Source organism: Mycobacterium sp. 050128 (assembly GCF_036409155.1).
In the GTDB taxonomy this organism is placed as follows: Bacteria; Actinomycetota; Actinomycetes; order Mycobacteriales; family Mycobacteriaceae; genus Mycobacterium.
The window spans coordinates 983,194-1,000,676 of the sequence record NZ_JAZGLW010000001.1 but is presented as its reverse complement, the minus strand read 5'-3'; the positions used below and the strand labels follow the sequence as shown (position 1 = coordinate 1,000,676).

The window sequence follows — 17,483 nt, the reverse complement described above, 5'->3', positions numbered from 1 at the left end:
CGCCTACTAGTTGGTCAGGTACAGGTAGTAGAGGCCGTCGGCGTGCTGGCGGCAGTCCCAGTGCGTGTACAAGTGGTCGTTCTGGGTGATCTCGACATGGGGGCCGTCGGCCTCGCACGCTCCCAGGGTCGAATAGACGCCGTCGACCTGAATTTCATCGGCATTGGCCACGCCCACCGCAGTGGTCATCAGCCCGCCCAAGGCCAGTAAGCCCGTAGCGATAAGCCTGATCATGCGGATCTCCCCACTTGTAGCGGTCGGTTGCGAGGCGAACTATATCGATTCGCCGGGGGCGCGGAGGGGCAATTGACCGGACGCAACCAGACCTTCACGTTTCGAACGTATGATCGAACAATGAGGCCGCTCGCGTCGATCGGGTACAACGGACAGCCGGTCCGCGACCCGTTTCGGGTGGTGCGTCCGCCGATCGCGGTGCTGATCGACCTGACGGTGCTTTTTCCGCGCGAGCCACATCGCTCGGGCCGGTATCAGCCCAATGGTCTGCAGCTGCACAAGGTCGTCGAAGGCCGGCTGAGCTGCTGGGGTCTGTGCGAGCAGGGCGACTGGTGGGGACTGGTGACCTACCCAATCGCCTACGGGTCCAAGCAGAAAACGGTGACACACTGGATACCGGCCTGGACGCTGCGCCGAAAGGGGTAGCGGCGGTAAGGGTTACAGTCGACGACCCTGCACATAGGTGCCGGCGATGGACGTCTCGCGCGTTCGCATCAGCAAGCCGAACAAGGTCTGGTCTCGGGCCATCGCGGGATCGTCGGATCGCACGCCGTCGGTGATCACGGCCTTCAGCGCCGGCGTGCGGTTCGGGTCGACGACGACGAAGTCGGCCTCCTTGCCGACGTCGAAGTTGCCGAACCGGTCCTCCATGTCCAGCGCCCGGGCACCGCCGAGCGTTCCGATGAACAGCATCTCGGCCGGATGCATCGACACGCCCGCTTCGCCGGGCTCGCAGATGTGCACCTTGAAGGCCGTGGCGAGCACCTGCGGAATCGGCCACTCGTCCCCGCCGCCGAAATCCGTTCCGGCAGCGATGTTTACCCCGGAAGCGACCGTGCGGAGCCACGGCATGGTGCCGGACCCGAGAAACTGTTGCGACACCGGGCAGTGCGCGATGGACGTGCCCGTCTCCGACATGCGCTGCAGTTCGGTGTCCTGGCAGTGCACCGCGTGCGCCATCACGCTGCGCCGTCCCAGCATGCTCGGGCCGCCGACATTCGAGCCGGGTAGAAACTTGCCGTCGTAGGTGTCCAGGCACGTGTCGACTTGATAGGACTGCTTGGTCTTGCCGACTTCACCGGTGCCCGGCCGGTTACTCTCGTTGAGGTGTGTGTGGAAGTACACGCCACGATCTCGCACCGAATCATACAGTTCGCCAAGTCTTTTCAGAGTCTCTGTGGTCACTGCGATCGCGAAGCGCGGGACCAGCGCCACGTGCAGCCGGGCGGTCTTCACGTTGCCGGTGTCGGCGGCGTGCCATTTGTTGATCTCCTCGCGCGCCAGCCGGATCGCGTCGTCTTCCGACGTCATCAACGGCTTGGCAGCCGTCGGCCCGACGGTCTGGATGCCGCGGCCGCTGACCATCCGCAACCCGCGGCGCGCCGTTTCGGTGAACAACGCATCCTGGGCGCTGGGGAACGGCGACCCGAAGACCATGGCCGCCGTGGTTCCGCTCGCGATGCGGCGGTCGCAGAACTCGACAGCTGCCCGCCGGGCGAAGTTCGGGTCGGCGAAGCGGGCTTCGGCGGGATAAATGCACTGGTTCAGCCAGTCCAGCAGCTGTCCACCGTGGTACGAGTCGGCCGCGAAGGTCTGCGGGAAATGAACGTGGGTATCCACGAAGCCCGGAAGCAGATAGCCGGGCCGATGATCCGTCACGGGTGTGGACCGGTACTTGAGCGGGACGCCGGCGCGGTCACCACAGAAAGCGATCTTGCCGTCGTCCTCGATCACCAATGCGCCCTCGGGGATGGACACCAATGCATGGGCGGCTTCGGACACCAGCGGCGAGCCGGCGAGGTGAAAAATGTGCCCAAGATGAATCCGAGCCACGTGATCTTCCCCTAGTGTTTTCCCCGTCGCGCTGCATTCACATACAACCACCTGGGCGTGGTCAACGGCCCGGTCAGTTCGGTAGCTCGGTGACGACGTCGATGAGAGGATTGCTACCCGTGGCTGGAAGCTGGAGCTCGCTGTTACCCACTCTTATTCCGCTGGCTCTCGTTATCGCCGTCTCTCCGCTGTCGATCATCCCGGCCGTCCTGGTGCTGCACGCACCGCAGCCGCGGCCCGCCGGACTGGCCTTCCTCGGCGGCTGGGTGTTCGGCCTGGTGGCGCAGACCGTGATCTTCGTGGCCGGCTCGGGTGGGCTCGGCGACATGCACAAGTCGTCGCCGCCGACGTGGGCGTCCTGGACTCGGGTGGTGCTGGGCTCCGCGCTGATCCTGTTCGGCATTTACCGATGGCTGACCCGGCACCGCTCCACCGAGTCCCCGGCCTGGATGAGGCACTTTTCCACCATGCGCCCCCGGCGCGCGGCCATCACCGGACTGGTCCTGACGGTGGTCCGCGTCGAGGTACTACTGATGAACGTGGCGGCCGGCTTGGCCATCGGCACCAGTCACCTCGACGATATGGACAAGCTGTCGGCCGGCATTGTCTTCGTCGCCGTGTCCGCGTCGACGGTCGCGATCCCGATCCTGGCCTATGCGGCCGCGGGTCATCGCCTCGACGATTTCCTGGAACGCGTCCGGGACTGGATGGAGAAGCACAATGCCGCACTGATGGCGGGCATCCTGGTCCTGATCGGTGTGATGGTGCTGCACAACGGAATTCGCGCCCTATAGCACGGTGCTACGGCGGTTACTGGTAGCCGCCGTCGCCCAGACCCGCCTGCGCCTCGAGCCGGTTCGTCTTGCCAAACAGCCTGTCGCGGGCCACTTCCCAGAGGTAGGCAACGATCATCCGGGAGTGGCCCTTGGCGGCCCACTGCTGGGAATGCAGCTCCTCGTGGTGCAGTACCCGGTCCAGCGCGAGAGTGCTTTCCACGGGCCGGCCCTTGCGATCGGTGTACCACGCGTGCCCGGACTCGACCATCTGGCGCAGCCGTCGGGCGGGGCCGGTCGAGTCCGCGACGTCGACCGCGACGTTGACCATGAAGATGTCACCCCACGCGGTGCCGCCCTGCTGGCTGAACAGTCGCTGGATCCAGTTGCCGCCCAGGCCCATCAGCATGCCGTTCGGGGTGGTGACGAGGCGTCCGCCATTGCGGTCGACGAACCCGACGTCCTCGTCGTAACTCCAGCTGTTCGCATGCTGGCGATCGACGATCCGCTGTACCTCGTCGGCGCAGTACGGCGTCGCGGGAAAGTCGGTGGGCGGGCGCGCCGGGGCGCCGTAGCCGGTGCCCGCGTTGAGGATGTAGGTCATCAGCGTGGCCGCGCGCGCCTGCTCGCCGGTGCTGCCCGTAGGAATGAGAAAGAACGACTTGCCATCCGGATCGGTGATCTCCGCCATTTGCTCGAGGACCCGAAAGCTTTCGGGCGTGATGCCGTGTTGCGCCGCGATCGCGGTGGTGACCGCCGCGGGGACGCCCAGACGTTCGGCGTTGGCTAGCCACTTCTGGTGATGGTCGGCTGCCGGTCGCCTGGTCATAGTCCGTCAATTGTTATCAGTCCCACCGCTAGGGTGTAGCGAATGAGCAGGGGGCCCTGGCAACGCGCGCGCGGCATCAAACAGATCACCCGGGGTTTGGGCACCCTTGATCGCGAGTTGTTCGTCGCGGTGGCCGAAACCCCCACCCCGCTGCTCGACACCGTCATGCCGCCGCTGACGCGGGCGGCCGACCACTCCAAGCTGTGGTTCGTCATCGCCGCGGGGCTGCTCGCGACCAGGAAGCCCGCCGCGCAGCGCGGCGCGACGCGCGGGCTCGTGACGCTCGGCGTGACGAGCTTGTTCACCAATCAGATCGCCAAACGAATCCGCCCGCGCTCGCGACCGCTCTACGAGTCGGTGCCGGTGGTCAGAAGAGCCCATCGCCGCCCGACCTCCAACTCGTTTCCGTCGGGACACTCGGCCAGTGCCGCCGCATTCGCCGTCGGCGTGGGTCTGGAGAGTCCGCCGTTGGGCTTCGCGCTGGCGCTGCTGGCCGGCCTGGTCGGGTTGTCGCGAGTGGCGACCGGCGCGCACTACCCCGGCGACGTCGTCGCGGGGCTGGGCGTCGGCGCCGGCATCGCCGTGCTGGGCGGCAAGCTGGTCCCGCCGTCGCCGAAACCGCGCTGCCGCAATCGGAACCGCTGCGCATCGAGACGCCGGAACGGCCCGACGGCTCCGGCGTGGTGTTCGTGGTCAATCCCGCCTCGGGCAGCGGCACCGGCGCTCGCGTCGTCGCGGAGGTTCGCGCCGAGTTGCCGAAGGCCGAGATCGTCGAGCTCGGTCCCGACGATGACCCCGAGCAGGTGCTGCGCACTGCCGCCGCGCGCGCCGAGGTGCTCGCGGTCGGCGGCGGCGACGGCACGGTGGCCACCGCCGCGGCGGTGGCTGTCGACGCGGGGCTCCCGCTGGCCGTCTTTCCGGCCGGAACGTTCAACCACTTCGCGAAGGACATCGGCTGCGACACCGTCGGCAAGACGGTGGAGTCGATCCGTCGCGGCAGCGTGGCTTGCGTTGATCTGGTGTGCCTCAACGAAAGTCGGATGGTGATCAATACCGCCAGCATCGGCGCGTATCCGACGTTCGTGCAGCAGCGCGAAAAGCTGGAGAAACGGATCGGCAAGCCGCTGGCCGGCTTCTACGCGATGCTGCACACGCTGCGCAAGGATCGGCCCGTCCGCATCCGCTACGACAACAAGACCTTGCTGACGTCGCTGTTCTTCCTGGGCAACTCGCTCTATCTGCCAACGGGATTCGCGCCGTCGCGTCGAACACGCATGGACGACGGCCTGATCGATGTGCGCATTCTCGAAACCGGCCGCCGGTTCGCCGCGACCAGGATCCTGACCGCGCTCGCCTTCGGACGGTTGCAGCGCAGCCCCCTCTACCACGAGCTGCAGGTGCCCGAATTCAGCTTCACGGCCGTTGACGCACCGACGGTGATCGCGCACGACGGCGAGGTCGGCGACGAATACCGCGAAGCGAGCTTCGCCGCGAAATACCGGGTGCTGCCGGTGTTCTGCCCGGTTCGCTGAGCTACCCGTTCGGCTGATCGGCCAGGCGATCGAGCCATTCCGCCAACATCGCGTTTTCCCCGGCGGTCAACACGCCATTAGTGCTGTCGCGCAACGCTTCTCGCAATGCTACAGCGCGTCCGGGAAGCACCGAAGGTGCCGGCTGCCGCGAGCCGCCGAGATGATCGGCGGGTGAACCCACGGTTTGGCCGACACGGACGATCACCCTGCTGCGGCGCGAGCGCACGCTGGCCCCTGACTTTGCGGCGCAACGAGCGCTGGGTCTGCGAAGTGTTCGTCGGTCGCCCGACGCTCGGGCTGCCCACCGAACGTGACGAATTACGTTCCCTCGCCTAAGCGAGCGCAGGGTCTGCGCATAGGCATTAAGGTGTGTGCGTGGCTTTCGCCGCGAGTCGCAGCTTGGCACGCAACCCGCAATTGCGCATGCTCATGTCTGCCTGGACGGTCTTTTACATCGGGGCGTTTGCGCATTTGGTCTTGCTCATCGCTTTCACCTTCGCGGTCGGAGGTGCTGCCACTGTCGGTGCGGCGACCGTGCTGGCAACGCTGCCAGCGGGGCTGGTCGGGCCGCTGACTGCGCCGCTTGCCACTAGTGCGCGTCCGCAGTTTCATCTGGCGCTTGGGATCGGGGTTCGTTGCCTGGCGATGGTCGCGACGATCATTGCGGTGCTCAGCGGAGCGTCCGTCAGCGTCGTGCTGGTGCTCGTGGCCGTGGACTCCATTCTTTCGGCGGGGGTGCGGCCGCTGCACGGCGCGTTGGTGGTCAGACTTTCCAACACCGCAGCCGAGGCGGCCGCGGGAAATGCCATGACCAGCTCACTGGTCAGCGCCAGCGCGTTAATCGGACCGGCGCTGGCAGCAGTGGCGTTAGAGTTTGGGGGCATCGCCTGGGCCTTCGCCCTCCCGGCGACCACCTTCGCTCTCGGCTTAGTCGTGGCGCTGCTGATCCGGGTGCCGAATGACGATTCCCAAACTCCTACCTCTGGGCGGTCCGGCGGGTCGGTGAGGTCGCAGCTCAGGATGCTGGGGGCGGGGTTTCGTGCCATCGCCGCAAGCCGTCCGGCCGCCGCGGCCACCGTGTTGTTCGTGGCCAACGTCACCGTGTTGGGCGTCTGGTTTGTCGCCAGTGCATTGGTGGCCAAGGAGCGGCTGCATCTAGGCGATGGCGGTGTCACAACGATCATGACGCTGTACGGCGCCGGGGGATTGGTCGGCGCGCTGGCGACTCTGTCGATTGTCGCGCGGCGCGGCCTGGCCGGCGTGCTCGTCGGGGCGCTGCTCGGCTTAGCCTTGGCCTTCGCGTCGATAGGAGCGATTACTTCCCCTGGCATCGGCCTGACGCTGGCCGCTGGCCTTGGTGGCGCCGGTGCGGTCACTTACGCCATCGCGCCGACGTTGGTGCAGCGAAGTGTCGCCCGCGCCACGATGGTGCCGGCGGTGGCCAGCTTGCAGAGCCTGTACATGGTCGGCATGGCTTCGGGCGCAGTAATCGCGCCATTCCTGATCAGTCCGTTGGGGGTGCCCGCGACATTGAGCGTTGTGGGGGGTTTGGCGGGCCTGATCACGCTGTTGGCGTGGCCGCGGCTGCGCGGCGCCGACGAGTTGAGTGATGAGGATGCGGCCAAGCTGGCGGTGATTCGCGCCGCCCCGATGCTGCAACCCCTGCCGGCGCTGGCGCTCGAACAGCTTGCCCGCGCCGCGACGCGCGTGACGCTGCCCGCCGGGTGTGAGGTGTTCCGGCAGGGCGACAGCGGTGACCGCTTCTACGTGATCGCCGCGGGCTTGGCCGAGATCGCCGTCGACGGGCGCCGGGTGGCGACGCTGGGGCCCGGCGGGTCGTTCGGGGAAATCGCGTTGTTGCACAAGGCGCCACGGTCCTCCACGGTGACGGCGCGCGAGGATCTCGATCTGGTCGCCATCGACCGCGCTGAGTTCCTCAGCGCGCTCTGCACCGACAATGTGTCAATGGGCCGCCTCGGTCGGATTGCCGACACCCGCGTGGAGACCCCGCCGGTTGCCGAGCGCCTCGTCGAGTTGAACCGCGAGGCGACGCTGGGCAGTGGGGCCGCCCGCGAGCTGTTGTCCTCGCAGCCACCGATGGCCACGATCGAGGCGGCGGCGCTGGGTGAGCTTGCCGATACGGCGCGGGTGTTCGAGGCCGGCGACGGTGCGCTGATCACCCGCGAGGGCGACTACGGCGACACGTACTACGTGATCGTCGACGGCGCCGCAACGGTTTTCGAAAGCGACACCGAGATCCGTGAACTGCGGCCCGGGGACGGATTCGGCGAGTTGGCGATCCTGCGCGACGTGCCCCGCACCGCCACCGTGAAGGCACTGGGCGACACCACGCTGTTGGCCGTCGACCGGGACGCCTTTCAGCGTGCCCGACATGCGGGGTAGCGCTCGACGAGCCAACCCGGAGGATCCGTCGAGACACAGACTGGTCGCGGGCTGTCGAGCGATGAGCTTGAATTATGTTGTCTGAGCTAACTTTCCGCGTCGGAACCCAGGTATGCGTCGGCCCAGGCGCCGATGATTCGGCCGGCCCGATGGGCCTGGCCGCGGGCGGTGAGCAGGTGATCGGATCCCTCGAGTGAGACGAAGCTGCGCGGGTGGCGGGCCAGCCGGAAGATCTCGCTTGCGTTCTCGATGCCGACCGTGTTGTCGGTGGGCGAGTGCAGGATGAGCAGCGGTAGGCGCAGGCTTTTGATTTTGTCGTGCAGGTGCGCCGCGCGGACATCCTCGACGAATGACCGCTTGAGGATCAGCGTGCGTCCACCGACCATCCACTCGGCGCTGCCGTCGGAAATGCAGCGGTCGACCACGGCGTCGTAGTGCTTTTCGACATGGCTGGGGTCAAACGGTGCTGCCACTGTGACGACCGATCGCACGCCCGGCGCCCGCATCGCCGCGGCGATCACCGCCGCGCCACCCCACGAGTGCCCGACGAGGATGTCGGCCGGCGTCCCGCGGTCTGCCATGAACTCGCATGCCTGCACGACGTCGTCGACCTTGACGGTGAACGACCCGTCACCCCAGTTCCCGTCGGATCCACCGAGCCCTAGTGCGTCGAAGCGCAGCATGCCGATGCCGTCGGACGCCAGCTGCTTGCAGATCCGGGCCGCGGCCGGACAGTCCTTGCCGAGCGTGAAGCCGTGCGCGAACACACCCCAGCCGCGAACCACCGTTTCCGGGACCTCGATGACGCCGGCCAGATTCGCGCCGCTGGAGCTTTGGAACGTGACGCGTTCGCCCATAGTGCCGATCTAACTACGTGTGGCCGGACGGTGCCCCGCGCGCGGCTACGTCGGTCATCGGGTAGCGCCTGGACGGGCGGTGATTTCCAACAGGCTATGAACCGCATTTGAAACCAGCCTTGCGAGACGCGGCCGGCACTCATCCGCATAAGGTGTGTGCGTGGCCTTCGCCGCGAGTCGCAGGTTGGCGCGTAACCGACAGCTGTGCACGCTCATGGCGGCGTGGACTGCCTTTTATATCGGCGCGTTTTCGCACTTCGTCCTGGTCGTCACCTTCCTTTTCGCGGCGGGCGGTGCTACCACCGTCGGACTGGCGACCGTTCTGGTCACGCTGCCGGCGGGGCTGCTCGGGCCGCTGACGGCGCCACTGGCCGCGAGCGCGCGCCCAGAGCTTCATCTGGCTTTCGGTATCGGAAGTCGTTGCGTGGCAATGGCCGCGACCATTGCCACGGTGCTCAGCCACGGGTCCGTCGACGTGGTGCTGGTGCTCGTCACCGCGGAGTCACTGTTGTCGGCGGGAGTACGGCCGCTGCACGGTGCGCTGGTGGTTCGGCTTTCCAATACCGCCGGCGAGGCGGCCGCGGGGAATGCACTGACCAGCTCACTGGTCAGTGCCGCTGCGCTGGCCGGTCCGGCGTTGGCGGGTACGGCGCTGGATGTCGTGGGAATCGGGTGGGCCTTTGCGCTCCCGGCTATCGCGTTCGCCGTCGCGATGGCAGCGGCGCTGTTGATCCGGGTGCCGCGCGCCGACGGTGACTCATCGCGTAGCTCGGGAGGGTCGAAGGCTCCACGGGGATCACAACTCAAGTTGCTCGGGGCCGGCTTTCGCGGGATTTTCGCCAGCCGTGCCGCCGCGGCGGCCACGATGCTGTTCGCCGTCAACGTGATTGTGCTGGGCGTCTGGTACGTCGGCGCCGCGCCGGTCGCCGCATACCGGCTACACCTGGGCGAGGCCGGCGTCGCAACGATCATGGCGTTCTACGGCGGCGGGGGATTGGTCGGCGCGCTGGCGACCCTGTCGATCGTCACGTGGCGCCGCCTGGCCGGGGTGCTCGGCGCGGGACTGCTTGGCATGGCGGCGGTGTTCGCGGCGCTGGGAGCGATCGGATGGCCGCCGGTCGGCCTGGCGCTTTCCGCTGTCCTGGGCGCCACGGGTGCGGTTATTTACGCCATCGCGCCAACCCTGGTACAGCGGGGCGTCTCGCGCGAGGCGATGGTGCCGGCGGTCGCGACATTGCAGAGCCTGTACCTCGTTGGCGAGGCGGTGGGCGCCGTCGTCACGCCGGTGCTCCTCGGTTCGTTCGGAGTTGCGGCCACGTTCGGCATCGTCGGTGGTGTGACAGGCCTGATCACGCTGCTGGCATGGCCGCAACTGCGGGGTGCCGACAAGCTCAGTGATGAGGATGCGGCCAAGCTGGCCCTGATTCGCGCCGCCCCGATGCTGCAACCCCTGCCGGCGCTGGCGCTCGAACAACTTGCCCGCGCCGCGACGCGTGTCGCGCTGCCCGCGGGCTGCGATGTCTTCCGGCAGGGTGACCGTGGTGATCGTTTCTACGTCATCGCCGCCGGCCTGGCCCAGATCACCGTCGACGATCAGCGGGTGGCGACGCTGGGACCCGGCGGGTCGTTCGGAGAAATCGCCTTGCTGCACAAGGTTCCACGCTCGTCCACCGTCACGGCACTCGAGGACCTCGATTTGATCGCCATCGACGGCGAGGAATTCCTCGCTGCGCTCAGCACCGACAGCGTGTCGGTCGGTCGTGTCGGCCGAATTGTCCGCGCCCGCATGGACACCCCGCCGGTTGCCGAACGCCTCGTCGAGGTCGACCGTGACATGACGCTAAGCAGTGGGGCCGCCCGCGAGCTGCTGTCCTCGCAGCCACCGATGGCCGCGATCGAGGCGGCGGCGCTGGGTGAGCTTGCCGATACGGCGCGGGTGTTCGAGGCCGGCGACGGTGCGCTGATCACCCGCGAGGGCGACTACGGCGACACGTACTACGTGATCGTCGACGGCGCCGCAACGGTTTTCGAAAGCGACACCGAGATCCGTGAACTGCGGCCCGGGGACGGATTCGGCGAGTTAGCGATCCTGCGCGACGTGCCCCGCACCGCGACCGTGAAGGCACTGGGCGACACCACGTTGCTGGCCGTCGACCGGGACGCCTTTCAGCGTGCCCGGCAGGCGTACTAGCAGCCGATTTGCGCAGGCGCGGCGCAGTATTCGCGCTACCTACTTGTGACGGCGTCGTAACGTCACCATTTGGAAACGGCGCGGTGCGGCGTGCGTCGTGCTGCGGGTTGCCCACCAACAATGGGGGCGGTCGTCGAGGGGCGACTTGGCTACGGCGATGTGGTTCTGCTGCGCGAATGAAGGAGTTGGACGTTGATGACGATCTTCGATCGATTCAACATCGGTGTTATTGCTAGCGCTGGATTGTGCGGTGCCGCTATAGCGTTGAGCCCGGACGCTGCAGCCGTCCCATATATGACGGGTGGCGGTGCGTGCATGTACGGCCAGTCTGGCGAAGCCGGTGCGCCGGCGGCGGGACCCGTGGGTGCCGGGGGCGCAGCCGGAGCGGCAGCACCCTGTGCGGCCCCGTTGACTGACATGGCGGGTGTTCCGATGGTGGTGCCCGGTCCGGGAATTGTCCCGGTTCCGGCTGGTGCTCCGTTGATCGCCCTCGGACCGCCGATTCCTCCGGTGCCGGTGGTGCCCCCGTTGCCGTTTGCGCCTCCGGTGCCGATCGGTGCTCCGTTGCCCCTGGGTGCTCCGCTGGTTGCCCTCGGTGGGGTCGCGGACGGCCTTCCGGTCGCCCCGCTGATTGACATGTCCGGGGTGAAGGACGCGCCGACCGGTCCGGCGCCGACCGGGGGGCCGGTGGCCGGTCAGCCGGTTTCGCCCGGTCCCTCGCCGGTGCACGGAGGCTGATCCCGAGCAGTGAATGACCCGCTGGCCGCACCCAGCGGGTCATTTTCATTGCGGGCGAGTGCCTTTGGCTGGGAGTACACCCCCTCGGGTCCCCCGTTGCGTGGGACCCTCGGGTCCCCGTTGAGCGTGACGCCACGGCGGAAAATCCGCTGAAATCCCGTCGTGAGTTCACACACGACGCCGCCGAGCAACGCTAGACGAAACGCTAGAGACTGTGCGACAACGGTTTACGACGAGGGCAGTTCGTTTGTGGCCTCGCGCACGACTACCGGGTCGCCGACGTTGACCGTGTTGTAGTACCACTCGGCATCCTCGGGGCTCAGGCTGATGCAGCCGTGGCTGACATTCTCCAGTCCCAGCGAATTGACCGCCCAGGGGGCGGAGTGCACGAAAAGGCCATGGTTGGTGATGCGGACGGCGTAGTCGACCGTGACGAGATAACCGTCGGGATCGCTGACGGGAATGCCGACGCTGCTCGAATCCATTTGAACCGAGCGGTCTTTGGACAGAACCGTGTAAGAGCCGATCGGGGTGGGGTACTCGGGTCTACCCAACGAGGCGGGCAGCACGCCTTCTTGGCCGAAGTGCGGCCGATGGTGCGGCGACGGCAATGACGACGGCGGTCCCGCCTCAACCCCGTCGATGCTCACGGTGAACGTGTGCTCGGAGATGCTGGCAATACCGATGACCCTCGGGCCCGTCTTGATCTCCGTCGGCTGGCCTTCCACCGTCAGCGCGATCGTGGTGTGCGCGGGCCAGTATCGGTCGGGAACCCACTGCACCACCTTGTTGTCGAGCCATTCGTACTTACCGGTCATCGCGGGCGTCGACTTCACGTCCAGGGCACGCTCGGCGGCGCGCCGGTCGGTGACGGGGGTGCGGAAGGTCACTATCACGGGGTGTGCCACACCGACGGCCTGGCCGCTTGTGGGCTGCACCGACGCGATGGGGAAGGGGGTATATGACTGGCTGGCGGCCGCGAGGCTCACATCGGCCGGCGCCGGCAGATTGACGACGGCGGTCCCCGCGACCACGCTCGCGGCGATTCCGATGACAGCCACGGCACACCGAATACCCGCGCGCATAACCCCAATTCCTTTTAACTGACAGAGTTGCAATAGGAATGGTAAATGCCCGCTGAACTGCGGAAGCGTAAGGGCGCGTTAGTAATTGGTCAAGTGTCTGTCACGATTTGGCCACAGCGGTCCGATCTGTCAACGTGGGTCATACGCAGGGCGGATGTCTGAGCACCAGTGTTGTCAGCAGAGGAGGACGGTGTGTCGGCATGTTGGGTTCGTGGGGTTGGTCTGGCGGGTGCCGCGCTGGTGTGCGCGACGGGTCTCGCGGGCCCGGCGGTTGCCGCGCCGCCTCCCGCACCCGGGATGCTGGTCAGCGATGGAATCACCAAGTGCTCAACGGGTTTCGCGGCCCAAGGCGGCGACGGCAGTTACTACTTGTTCACCAGCGGGCATTGTGACCACGGGGCGCCGTTCACTTACGACGAGAATGTCCCGCTCGGACACGTCACCGCCAGCGAGATGCTGGGCGACCTGAAAGACGCCGCCATCATCCGTCTCGACCCGGGCGTCGGCGCCCCGGGCGCTGACGTCGGCGGCCAACGCGTTCGGGGCGTCTTGAGCACTTCCCAGATCAAGGCGGGTATGCCGTTCTGCAAGTTCGGTGCGATGTCGGGTGAGACCTGTGGCTCCGTCAAGAGCATCGACGGCGAAGTCGTCGAAGCCAATGTGTTCGCCCAGCCCGGTGACAGCGGCGGTCCGGGCTATGTCAAGAACGGGGACGGCACCGTGACCGCGGTCGGCCTGGTGATGGAGACGTCGCTCGCGGGTGACCCCAACACGACGTACTTCGTGCTGGTGCAACCGCTGCTTGGCAGATGGGGTGTGCACATCGTCGGCTGACGACGGCGCCAGCCCACGACGGCGTTAGCTCGCGCCCGCCGCGATCACCTGGTCCACCTCGAGGGCCCGGTCGGCCATTTCGTCGTGTGCCTTGTCGAGCGCCTCGGCCTGATCCTCATCGGCCTTCATCAGCGACTCGATGTCGAAGCCGCCCATGTCCAGGACACCCATGTCCGAGAACGCCTTTTGCACCTTGTCGCCCCACAACCCGATGTCCTTGACGATCGGCACGATGCGGCTGAACAGGTGCGAGCGGAACTGGATCATCAGCGGTGACGTGTCGACCCACTCGGCGCACGCTTTGACGTCGAGGCCGAGGGTCTCGAAAACCTCCTCGGCGCGGAACCGGTCGCGCATCAGGTAGCAGGCGTCCACGACAAACTCTTCACGCTCGTCCCGCTCGGATTCGGTCAGCTCGGAGTAATAGTCCTTCAACGAGATTCGGCCGAAGGCGACGTGCCGGGCCTCGTCCTGCATGACGTACGCCAGCAGTTGCTTGGCCAGCGAGTCCGGCGCCGCCATGTCACGCAGCACTCCGAACGCGGCCAGCGCAAGCCCCTCGATGAGGACCTGCATCCCGAGGTAGGGCATGTCCCATCGGGAGTCGCGCAGGGTGTCGTCCAGCAGGGCGGTCAGGTGCTTGTTGATCGGGTAGACCAGGCCGACCTTCTCCTGCAGGAACTGCGAGAACGCCTCGACGTGCCGGGCCTCGTCCATCGTCTGGGTGGCCGCGTAGAACTTCGCGTCGAGGTCCGGGACGACCTCGACGATCTTGGCCGCGCACACCATCGCCCCCTGCTCGCCGTGCAGGAACTGGGAGAACTGCCAGGCTTGGGAGTGCAGGCGCATCTCGGCGCGGCGTGATTCGTCCGCGGCCTCCCACATGGGGCTGCCGAACAGCGGGTGGAATTCGTCGGGCAGCCCGACCGGATTCATCGGGTCGACGTCTCGTGCCCAGTCGATGCGCGACTGGGCGTCCCACTGCTTGTCCTTGCCTTTCTGATACAAGGACAGCAGGCGGGCGCGCCCCTCGTCGTACTCCCAGGTGAAGCGCGCGTCGCCGGCGCTGGGGACCTCCCATGAATACGGCTCGGGCACGTCCGTGTACTTGTCTCTCGTGGTCATGGGCTGCCGCCTCTCCGCCTCGTGTGACCAGTGGTCATGTGATGGCTATCACAGTGCGCCGCATGAGGGGCGCTGTCAACCCTGGCGCGTGAGCAGAATGACCGCGGTCCGCTCCACCGGTCACGACCAGCGGGTGGCAGCGGCGCGCCGCACCACACGAGTAGTCAGCTGGTTCGAATGTCAGTGGATGCGGGCGCTGCCGCCCAGGCCGATCTCGAGCACGCTTCCGGTGATGACCCCGGGATCGGTGACCAGATACACCACGCCGCGACTGACGTCCTCGGGCTGCAGCCAGGGCTGGGGAATGGGGTTGGCTCTCATCATCCGGCGCACCAGATCGTCTGGAATGTCATCACGTCCAGCGGGTTGCACCATCGGGGTTTGGACGGTGGTGGGGCAGATGACGTTGATCGTGATGCCCTCTTTGGCTACCTCCAGCGCGGCGGACTTCGCCAGGCCGATGACACCCCACTTGGTGGCGTTGTAGGCGGCCAGTTCGGGAATGCCCATGCGGCCGCCCATCGAGGAGGTCACGACGATCCTGCCGAACCGCTGCCGTCGCATCACCGGTATCGCGGCCCGCAGGGTGTGGAATGCCCCGGTCAGGTTCGTGTCGATGAGCTGTTGCCAGACCACATCGCTGACGTCTTCCAGCAGTCCGGTGCTGACGATTCCGGCGTTGGCCACCACGATGTCGAGGCTGCCCATGTCGGCGACGATCTGCTTGATCGCGGCACCGACCGCGGCCGAATCACGCACGTCCAGGGTTAGTGGTAAGCACCGCCGGCCCAGTTCGTCAACGAGCTTTGTCGTCTCCTGCAAGTCTTGCTCGGTGCCCAGGGGGTAGGTCAGCTCCGCCATCGCTTCGGGGGCGTCGGCGACCACGATGTCGGCTCCTGCGGCCGCCAATGCCAGCGCGTGCGCGCGCCCCTGCCCCCGAGCCCCGCCGGTGATCAAGGCCACGCGTCCGTCCAAGGCACCCATGGGGATAGAAGCTACCAGCGCGTTAGACGTTTACCGGCCACCGGTGTGGGCTCATGAAATCGATTGCTGTGGAACATATTCCGGTGTCGGACTGACACAGGCCGGGTTAGTGGTGGCCGCTACTGCTCTCGCTGCCGGAGCTGCTGCTGCTGCCGGAGCTACTGCTACTGCCGCCGCTGCTGGAGCTGCTGCCACCGCTGCTTGGACTGCTGCCGCTGCTGCCACCGCTGCTTGGACTGCTGCCACCGCTGGAGCTGCTGCCACCGCTGGCGGGCCCGCCGGCGCTGGGGGTTTCGCCACCGCCGGTCGGCACACCGGCACCGGGGCTGCTGCCGCCGCCGGTAGGCGCGCCAGCGCTGGAGGGTTCGCCACCGCTGGTCGGTGCGCCGCCGTGCGGACCGCCGCTGGTCGACCCACCGCTGCCGGGCGGAGTACCGCCCTCAGCAGGGCCGCCGCCGCGAGTGCCGGGGCCGCTAGCGGGCCCACCTGCGCCGGGAGAGCCGTGGCCGGGGCCGGTGCCCTCAACGGGTCCGCCGCCGTGCGGCCCCCCGCTGCCTGGATTGCTGTGGCCGGGTCCCGGGCCGCTAGCCGGCCCGCCACCGCCGGAGCTGGGCGGTGGGCCTTGCCACGGGGGCGGCCGGTGCGACGGCGGCGGGACGTAGATCGGCGGCCACGAGTGCGGCGGAGCCTCGACCACGGGCGGAGTCACCGGTGGGTTGGGCAGCTGAACCGGCGGCTCGGGAGCCGGGACGAACACGGGAACAGGCAGGGCCGGGGCCGCGGGGACCACAACGGCCGGGGCCGCGGGCACCACAACGGGCGGCGCCGCCGGAGCCGGAGCCGGAGGCGGCATGATCCGCGGTGGACTCAACGGTTGAGGCGCCTCCATCTTCATCGCAGCGACTTCTGGAGCGGGCAAGAGTGCCTGCTGGACTGGGGCGACGATGCCTTTGATCGGGGCGGGCAACGCATCGACGGTCGTGCGGATGCCGAGCGACAGCGCGATCTCCAGGGCCAGCGCCGCACTGAATCCGGCTATTGCCACCACACTTCCGACCAGCAGCGCCGGCCTCGGGCGGGGCTGACTGTCATCCGGCGCGCCCAGGATCACCGTCGGGGCGTCGGCCTCGTCGTCGGCCACCGCGCTGTACGCGAGGTCGTCCTTGCCGAGCTGGGCGTCGGCGGTGCTCAAATATTCAGGCACGGCAGATACGTCGACGGCACCCGTGCCGGGGTCTTGGGCGTATGCCCACGCGGTGGTGGCCGACGCGAGCGTGTTCGCGGACGCCAGCGCCGCGCCTCGGGCCAGTGCCGTCTCCGGTTCTTCCGGCACATTCACGACGAGCGACGTCGCCTCTTCTAACCGCCGCCTGATCGCGGTGACGTCCACACCGGAGCCGACCACGAACACGCCGCCGGGAGGAGTCGGCAGATCGTCAAGGCCGGCGACCAGCTCGAGCAGCTCCGCGGTGAGCATCTGCCCGGCCTCGGTATCCAACTGGTCCTTGTAGACATCGTTGATGGAGCCGTCGGAGGTCTCGACGACGGCCAACGTCGCGGTCTCGGGCTCCACGTAGAGCACCGCGGTGCGTTCGTAACCCATTGCCCCGCCGACAGATTGGGTCAGTGCGGCCGCGGCCACAAACGCTGAGACCAGCAAGACGTTCTCAATCTTGTGGGCGGCCAGCACGTCGCGTAGCACTGCAGCTTCGAGCTGGTCGGTGCACGCGACGCCGATGGAGTCCAGTTCGAGTCCGGCGTCGGCCGCATCCTCGCGAGTACACGTGATCGCGGCGATCACACGATCGGACACGCTGACGGTGGGCGAGTCGTCGGCAGCGCTGATGGGGAACTCGTTCTCGTCGATCGTTGCGCCGTCGGCATTTTCGCCTTGCAGCATCAGCATTTGAACCGAGGCCGGCGCTATCGAAACTCCGAGCACGATGTCCATTGCGCATGCCTCCCGACATCTCGGCAGCTGGCCATGGTTTGGACCGAAAGAGCCACGAGGAGTCGTGATCTGATCGTCGCTGTCGAGGCTGTGTCCGGTTCCTGCGGATGCTAT

At 67.2% G+C, this 17,483-nt stretch carries 14 protein-coding genes and 1 pseudogene; 7 read left to right on the top strand and 8 right to left on the bottom strand.

All coding sequences use genetic code 11. The features are described 5' to 3' along the window. Positions 1–6: 6 nt before the first annotated feature. Complete coding sequence (locus SKC41_RS04895; RefSeq protein ID WP_330976586.1) at positions 7–234, bottom strand: hypothetical protein; 228 nt, start codon at positions 232–234, stop codon at positions 7–9. A gap of 120 nt (positions 235–354) precedes the next feature. Between SKC41_RS04895 and SKC41_RS04890 the strand changes: the two genes are divergently transcribed. After that, positions 355–660 carry a hypothetical protein gene (locus SKC41_RS04890; protein ID WP_239721943.1) on the top strand — a complete coding sequence of 102 codons (306 nt, stop codon included), beginning with the start codon at positions 355–357 and terminating at the stop codon, positions 658–660. Between the two features lie 12 nt (positions 661–672). Here the strand turns inward: SKC41_RS04890 and SKC41_RS04885 are convergent, their stop codons facing one another. Next, positions 673–2,067, bottom strand: a complete 1,395-nt coding sequence (locus tag SKC41_RS04885) for an amidohydrolase family protein (protein ID WP_330976585.1) — start codon at positions 2,065–2,067, stop codon at positions 673–675. Positions 2,068–2,168: 101 nt separating this feature from the next. Between SKC41_RS04885 and SKC41_RS04880 the strand changes: the two genes are divergently transcribed. Then, positions 2,169–2,861, top strand: a complete 693-nt coding sequence (locus SKC41_RS04880; protein WP_330978752.1) for a GAP family protein — start codon at positions 2,169–2,171, stop codon at positions 2,859–2,861. 16 nt (positions 2,862–2,877) lie between these two features. Here SKC41_RS04880 and SKC41_RS04875 read toward each other — a convergent pair whose 3' ends face one another. Further along, positions 2,878–3,669 carry a hypothetical protein gene (locus tag SKC41_RS04875; RefSeq protein ID WP_330976584.1) on the bottom strand — a complete coding sequence of 264 codons (792 nt, stop codon included), beginning with the start codon at positions 3,667–3,669 and terminating at the stop codon, positions 2,878–2,880. Between the two features lie 42 nt (positions 3,670–3,711). On the opposite strand from SKC41_RS04875, the pseudogene SKC41_RS04870 reads away from it, so the two are divergent. Together SKC41_RS04870 and SKC41_RS04865 are read left to right on the top strand one after the other, a co-directional pair. Continuing rightward, positions 3,712–5,201, top strand: a pseudogene (locus tag SKC41_RS04870) (bifunctional phosphatase PAP2/diacylglycerol kinase family protein). A 375-nt stretch (positions 5,202–5,576) separates the two neighbouring features. Next, the gene (locus tag SKC41_RS04865; protein ID WP_330976583.1) at positions 5,577–7,604 is read left to right on the top strand and encodes a cyclic nucleotide-binding domain-containing protein; all 2,028 of its coding nucleotides are present in this window, start codon (positions 5,577–5,579) and stop codon (positions 7,602–7,604) included. An 86-nt stretch (positions 7,605–7,690) separates the two neighbouring features. Here SKC41_RS04865 and SKC41_RS04860 read toward each other — a convergent pair whose 3' ends face one another. Continuing rightward, positions 7,691–8,461, bottom strand: coding sequence for an alpha/beta hydrolase family protein (locus SKC41_RS04860; RefSeq protein ID WP_330976582.1), 771 nt, complete (start codon positions 8,459–8,461; stop codon positions 7,691–7,693). A gap of 160 nt (positions 8,462–8,621) precedes the next feature. Between SKC41_RS04860 and SKC41_RS04855 the strand changes: the two genes are divergently transcribed. Both SKC41_RS04855 and SKC41_RS04850 read left to right on the top strand, forming a co-directional pair. Next, positions 8,622–10,652, top strand: coding sequence for a cyclic nucleotide-binding domain-containing protein (locus tag SKC41_RS04855; RefSeq protein ID WP_330976581.1), 2,031 nt, complete (start codon positions 8,622–8,624; stop codon positions 10,650–10,652). 195 nt (positions 10,653–10,847) lie between these two features. After that, entirely contained in the window at positions 10,848–11,390 is a 543-nt protein-coding gene (locus SKC41_RS04850; RefSeq protein WP_330976580.1) for a hypothetical protein, read from the top strand. Between the two features lie 227 nt (positions 11,391–11,617). Here SKC41_RS04850 and SKC41_RS04845 read toward each other — a convergent pair whose 3' ends face one another. Next, on the bottom strand, positions 11,618–12,475 hold the full coding sequence (locus SKC41_RS04845; protein ID WP_330976579.1) for a L,D-transpeptidase: 858 nt from the start codon (positions 12,473–12,475) through the stop codon (positions 11,618–11,620). Between the two features lie 192 nt (positions 12,476–12,667). Between SKC41_RS04845 and SKC41_RS04840 the strand changes: the two genes are divergently transcribed. Then, positions 12,668–13,309 carry a S1 family peptidase gene (locus SKC41_RS04840; RefSeq protein WP_330976578.1) on the top strand — a complete coding sequence of 214 codons (642 nt, stop codon included), beginning with the start codon at positions 12,668–12,670 and terminating at the stop codon, positions 13,307–13,309. 24 nt (positions 13,310–13,333) lie between these two features. Here the strand turns inward: SKC41_RS04840 and SKC41_RS04835 are convergent, their stop codons facing one another. The 3 genes from SKC41_RS04835 to SKC41_RS04825 all read right to left on the bottom strand — a co-directional run bounded on the left by SKC41_RS04835 (position 13,334) and on the right by SKC41_RS04825 (position 17,369). Next, the gene (locus SKC41_RS04835) at positions 13,334–14,434 is read right to left on the bottom strand and encodes a ferritin-like domain-containing protein (RefSeq protein ID WP_330976577.1); all 1,101 of its coding nucleotides are present in this window, start codon (positions 14,432–14,434) and stop codon (positions 13,334–13,336) included. Positions 14,435–14,614: 180 nt separating this feature from the next. Beyond that, complete coding sequence (locus SKC41_RS04830) at positions 14,615–15,418, bottom strand: mycofactocin-coupled SDR family oxidoreductase (protein ID WP_330976576.1); 804 nt, start codon at positions 15,416–15,418, stop codon at positions 14,615–14,617. A 106-nt stretch (positions 15,419–15,524) separates the two neighbouring features. Continuing rightward, positions 15,525–17,369 (bottom strand): DUF7159 family protein, encoded by a 1,845-nt coding sequence (locus tag SKC41_RS04825; RefSeq protein ID WP_330976575.1) that lies wholly within the window; start codon positions 17,367–17,369, stop codon positions 15,525–15,527. Between the last annotated feature and the right edge of the window lie 114 nt (positions 17,370–17,483).

Excerpts from the sequence above, each read along its gene's own strand:
- SKC41_RS04895 (WP_330976586.1), bottom strand. The coding sequence starts at position 234 with ATGATCAGGCTTATCGCTACGGGCTTACTGGCCTTGGGCGGGCTGATG.
- SKC41_RS04890 (WP_239721943.1), top strand. The coding sequence starts at position 355 with ATGAGGCCGCTCGCGTCGATCGGGTACAACGGACAGCCGGTCCGCGAC.
- SKC41_RS04880 (WP_330978752.1), top strand. The coding sequence starts at position 2,169 with ATGAGAGGATTGCTACCCGTGGCTGGAAGCTGGAGCTCGCTGTTACCC.
- SKC41_RS04875 (WP_330976584.1), bottom strand. The coding sequence starts at position 3,669 with ATGACCAGGCGACCGGCAGCCGACCATCACCAGAAGTGGCTAGCCAAC.
- SKC41_RS04860 (WP_330976582.1), bottom strand. The coding sequence starts at position 8,461 with ATGGGCGAACGCGTCACGTTCCAAAGCTCCAGCGGCGCGAATCTGGCC.
- SKC41_RS04850 (WP_330976580.1), top strand. The coding sequence starts at position 10,848 with ATGACGATCTTCGATCGATTCAACATCGGTGTTATTGCTAGCGCTGGA.
- SKC41_RS04845 (WP_330976579.1), bottom strand. The coding sequence starts at position 12,475 with ATGCGCGCGGGTATTCGGTGTGCCGTGGCTGTCATCGGAATCGCCGCG.
- SKC41_RS04835 (WP_330976577.1), bottom strand. The coding sequence starts at position 14,434 with ATGACCACGAGAGACAAGTACACGGACGTGCCCGAGCCGTATTCATGG.
- SKC41_RS04830 (WP_330976576.1), bottom strand. The coding sequence starts at position 15,418 with ATGGGTGCCTTGGACGGACGCGTGGCCTTGATCACCGGCGGGGCTCGG.
- SKC41_RS04825 (WP_330976575.1), bottom strand. The coding sequence starts at position 17,369 with ATGGACATCGTGCTCGGAGTTTCGATAGCGCCGGCCTCGGTTCAAATG.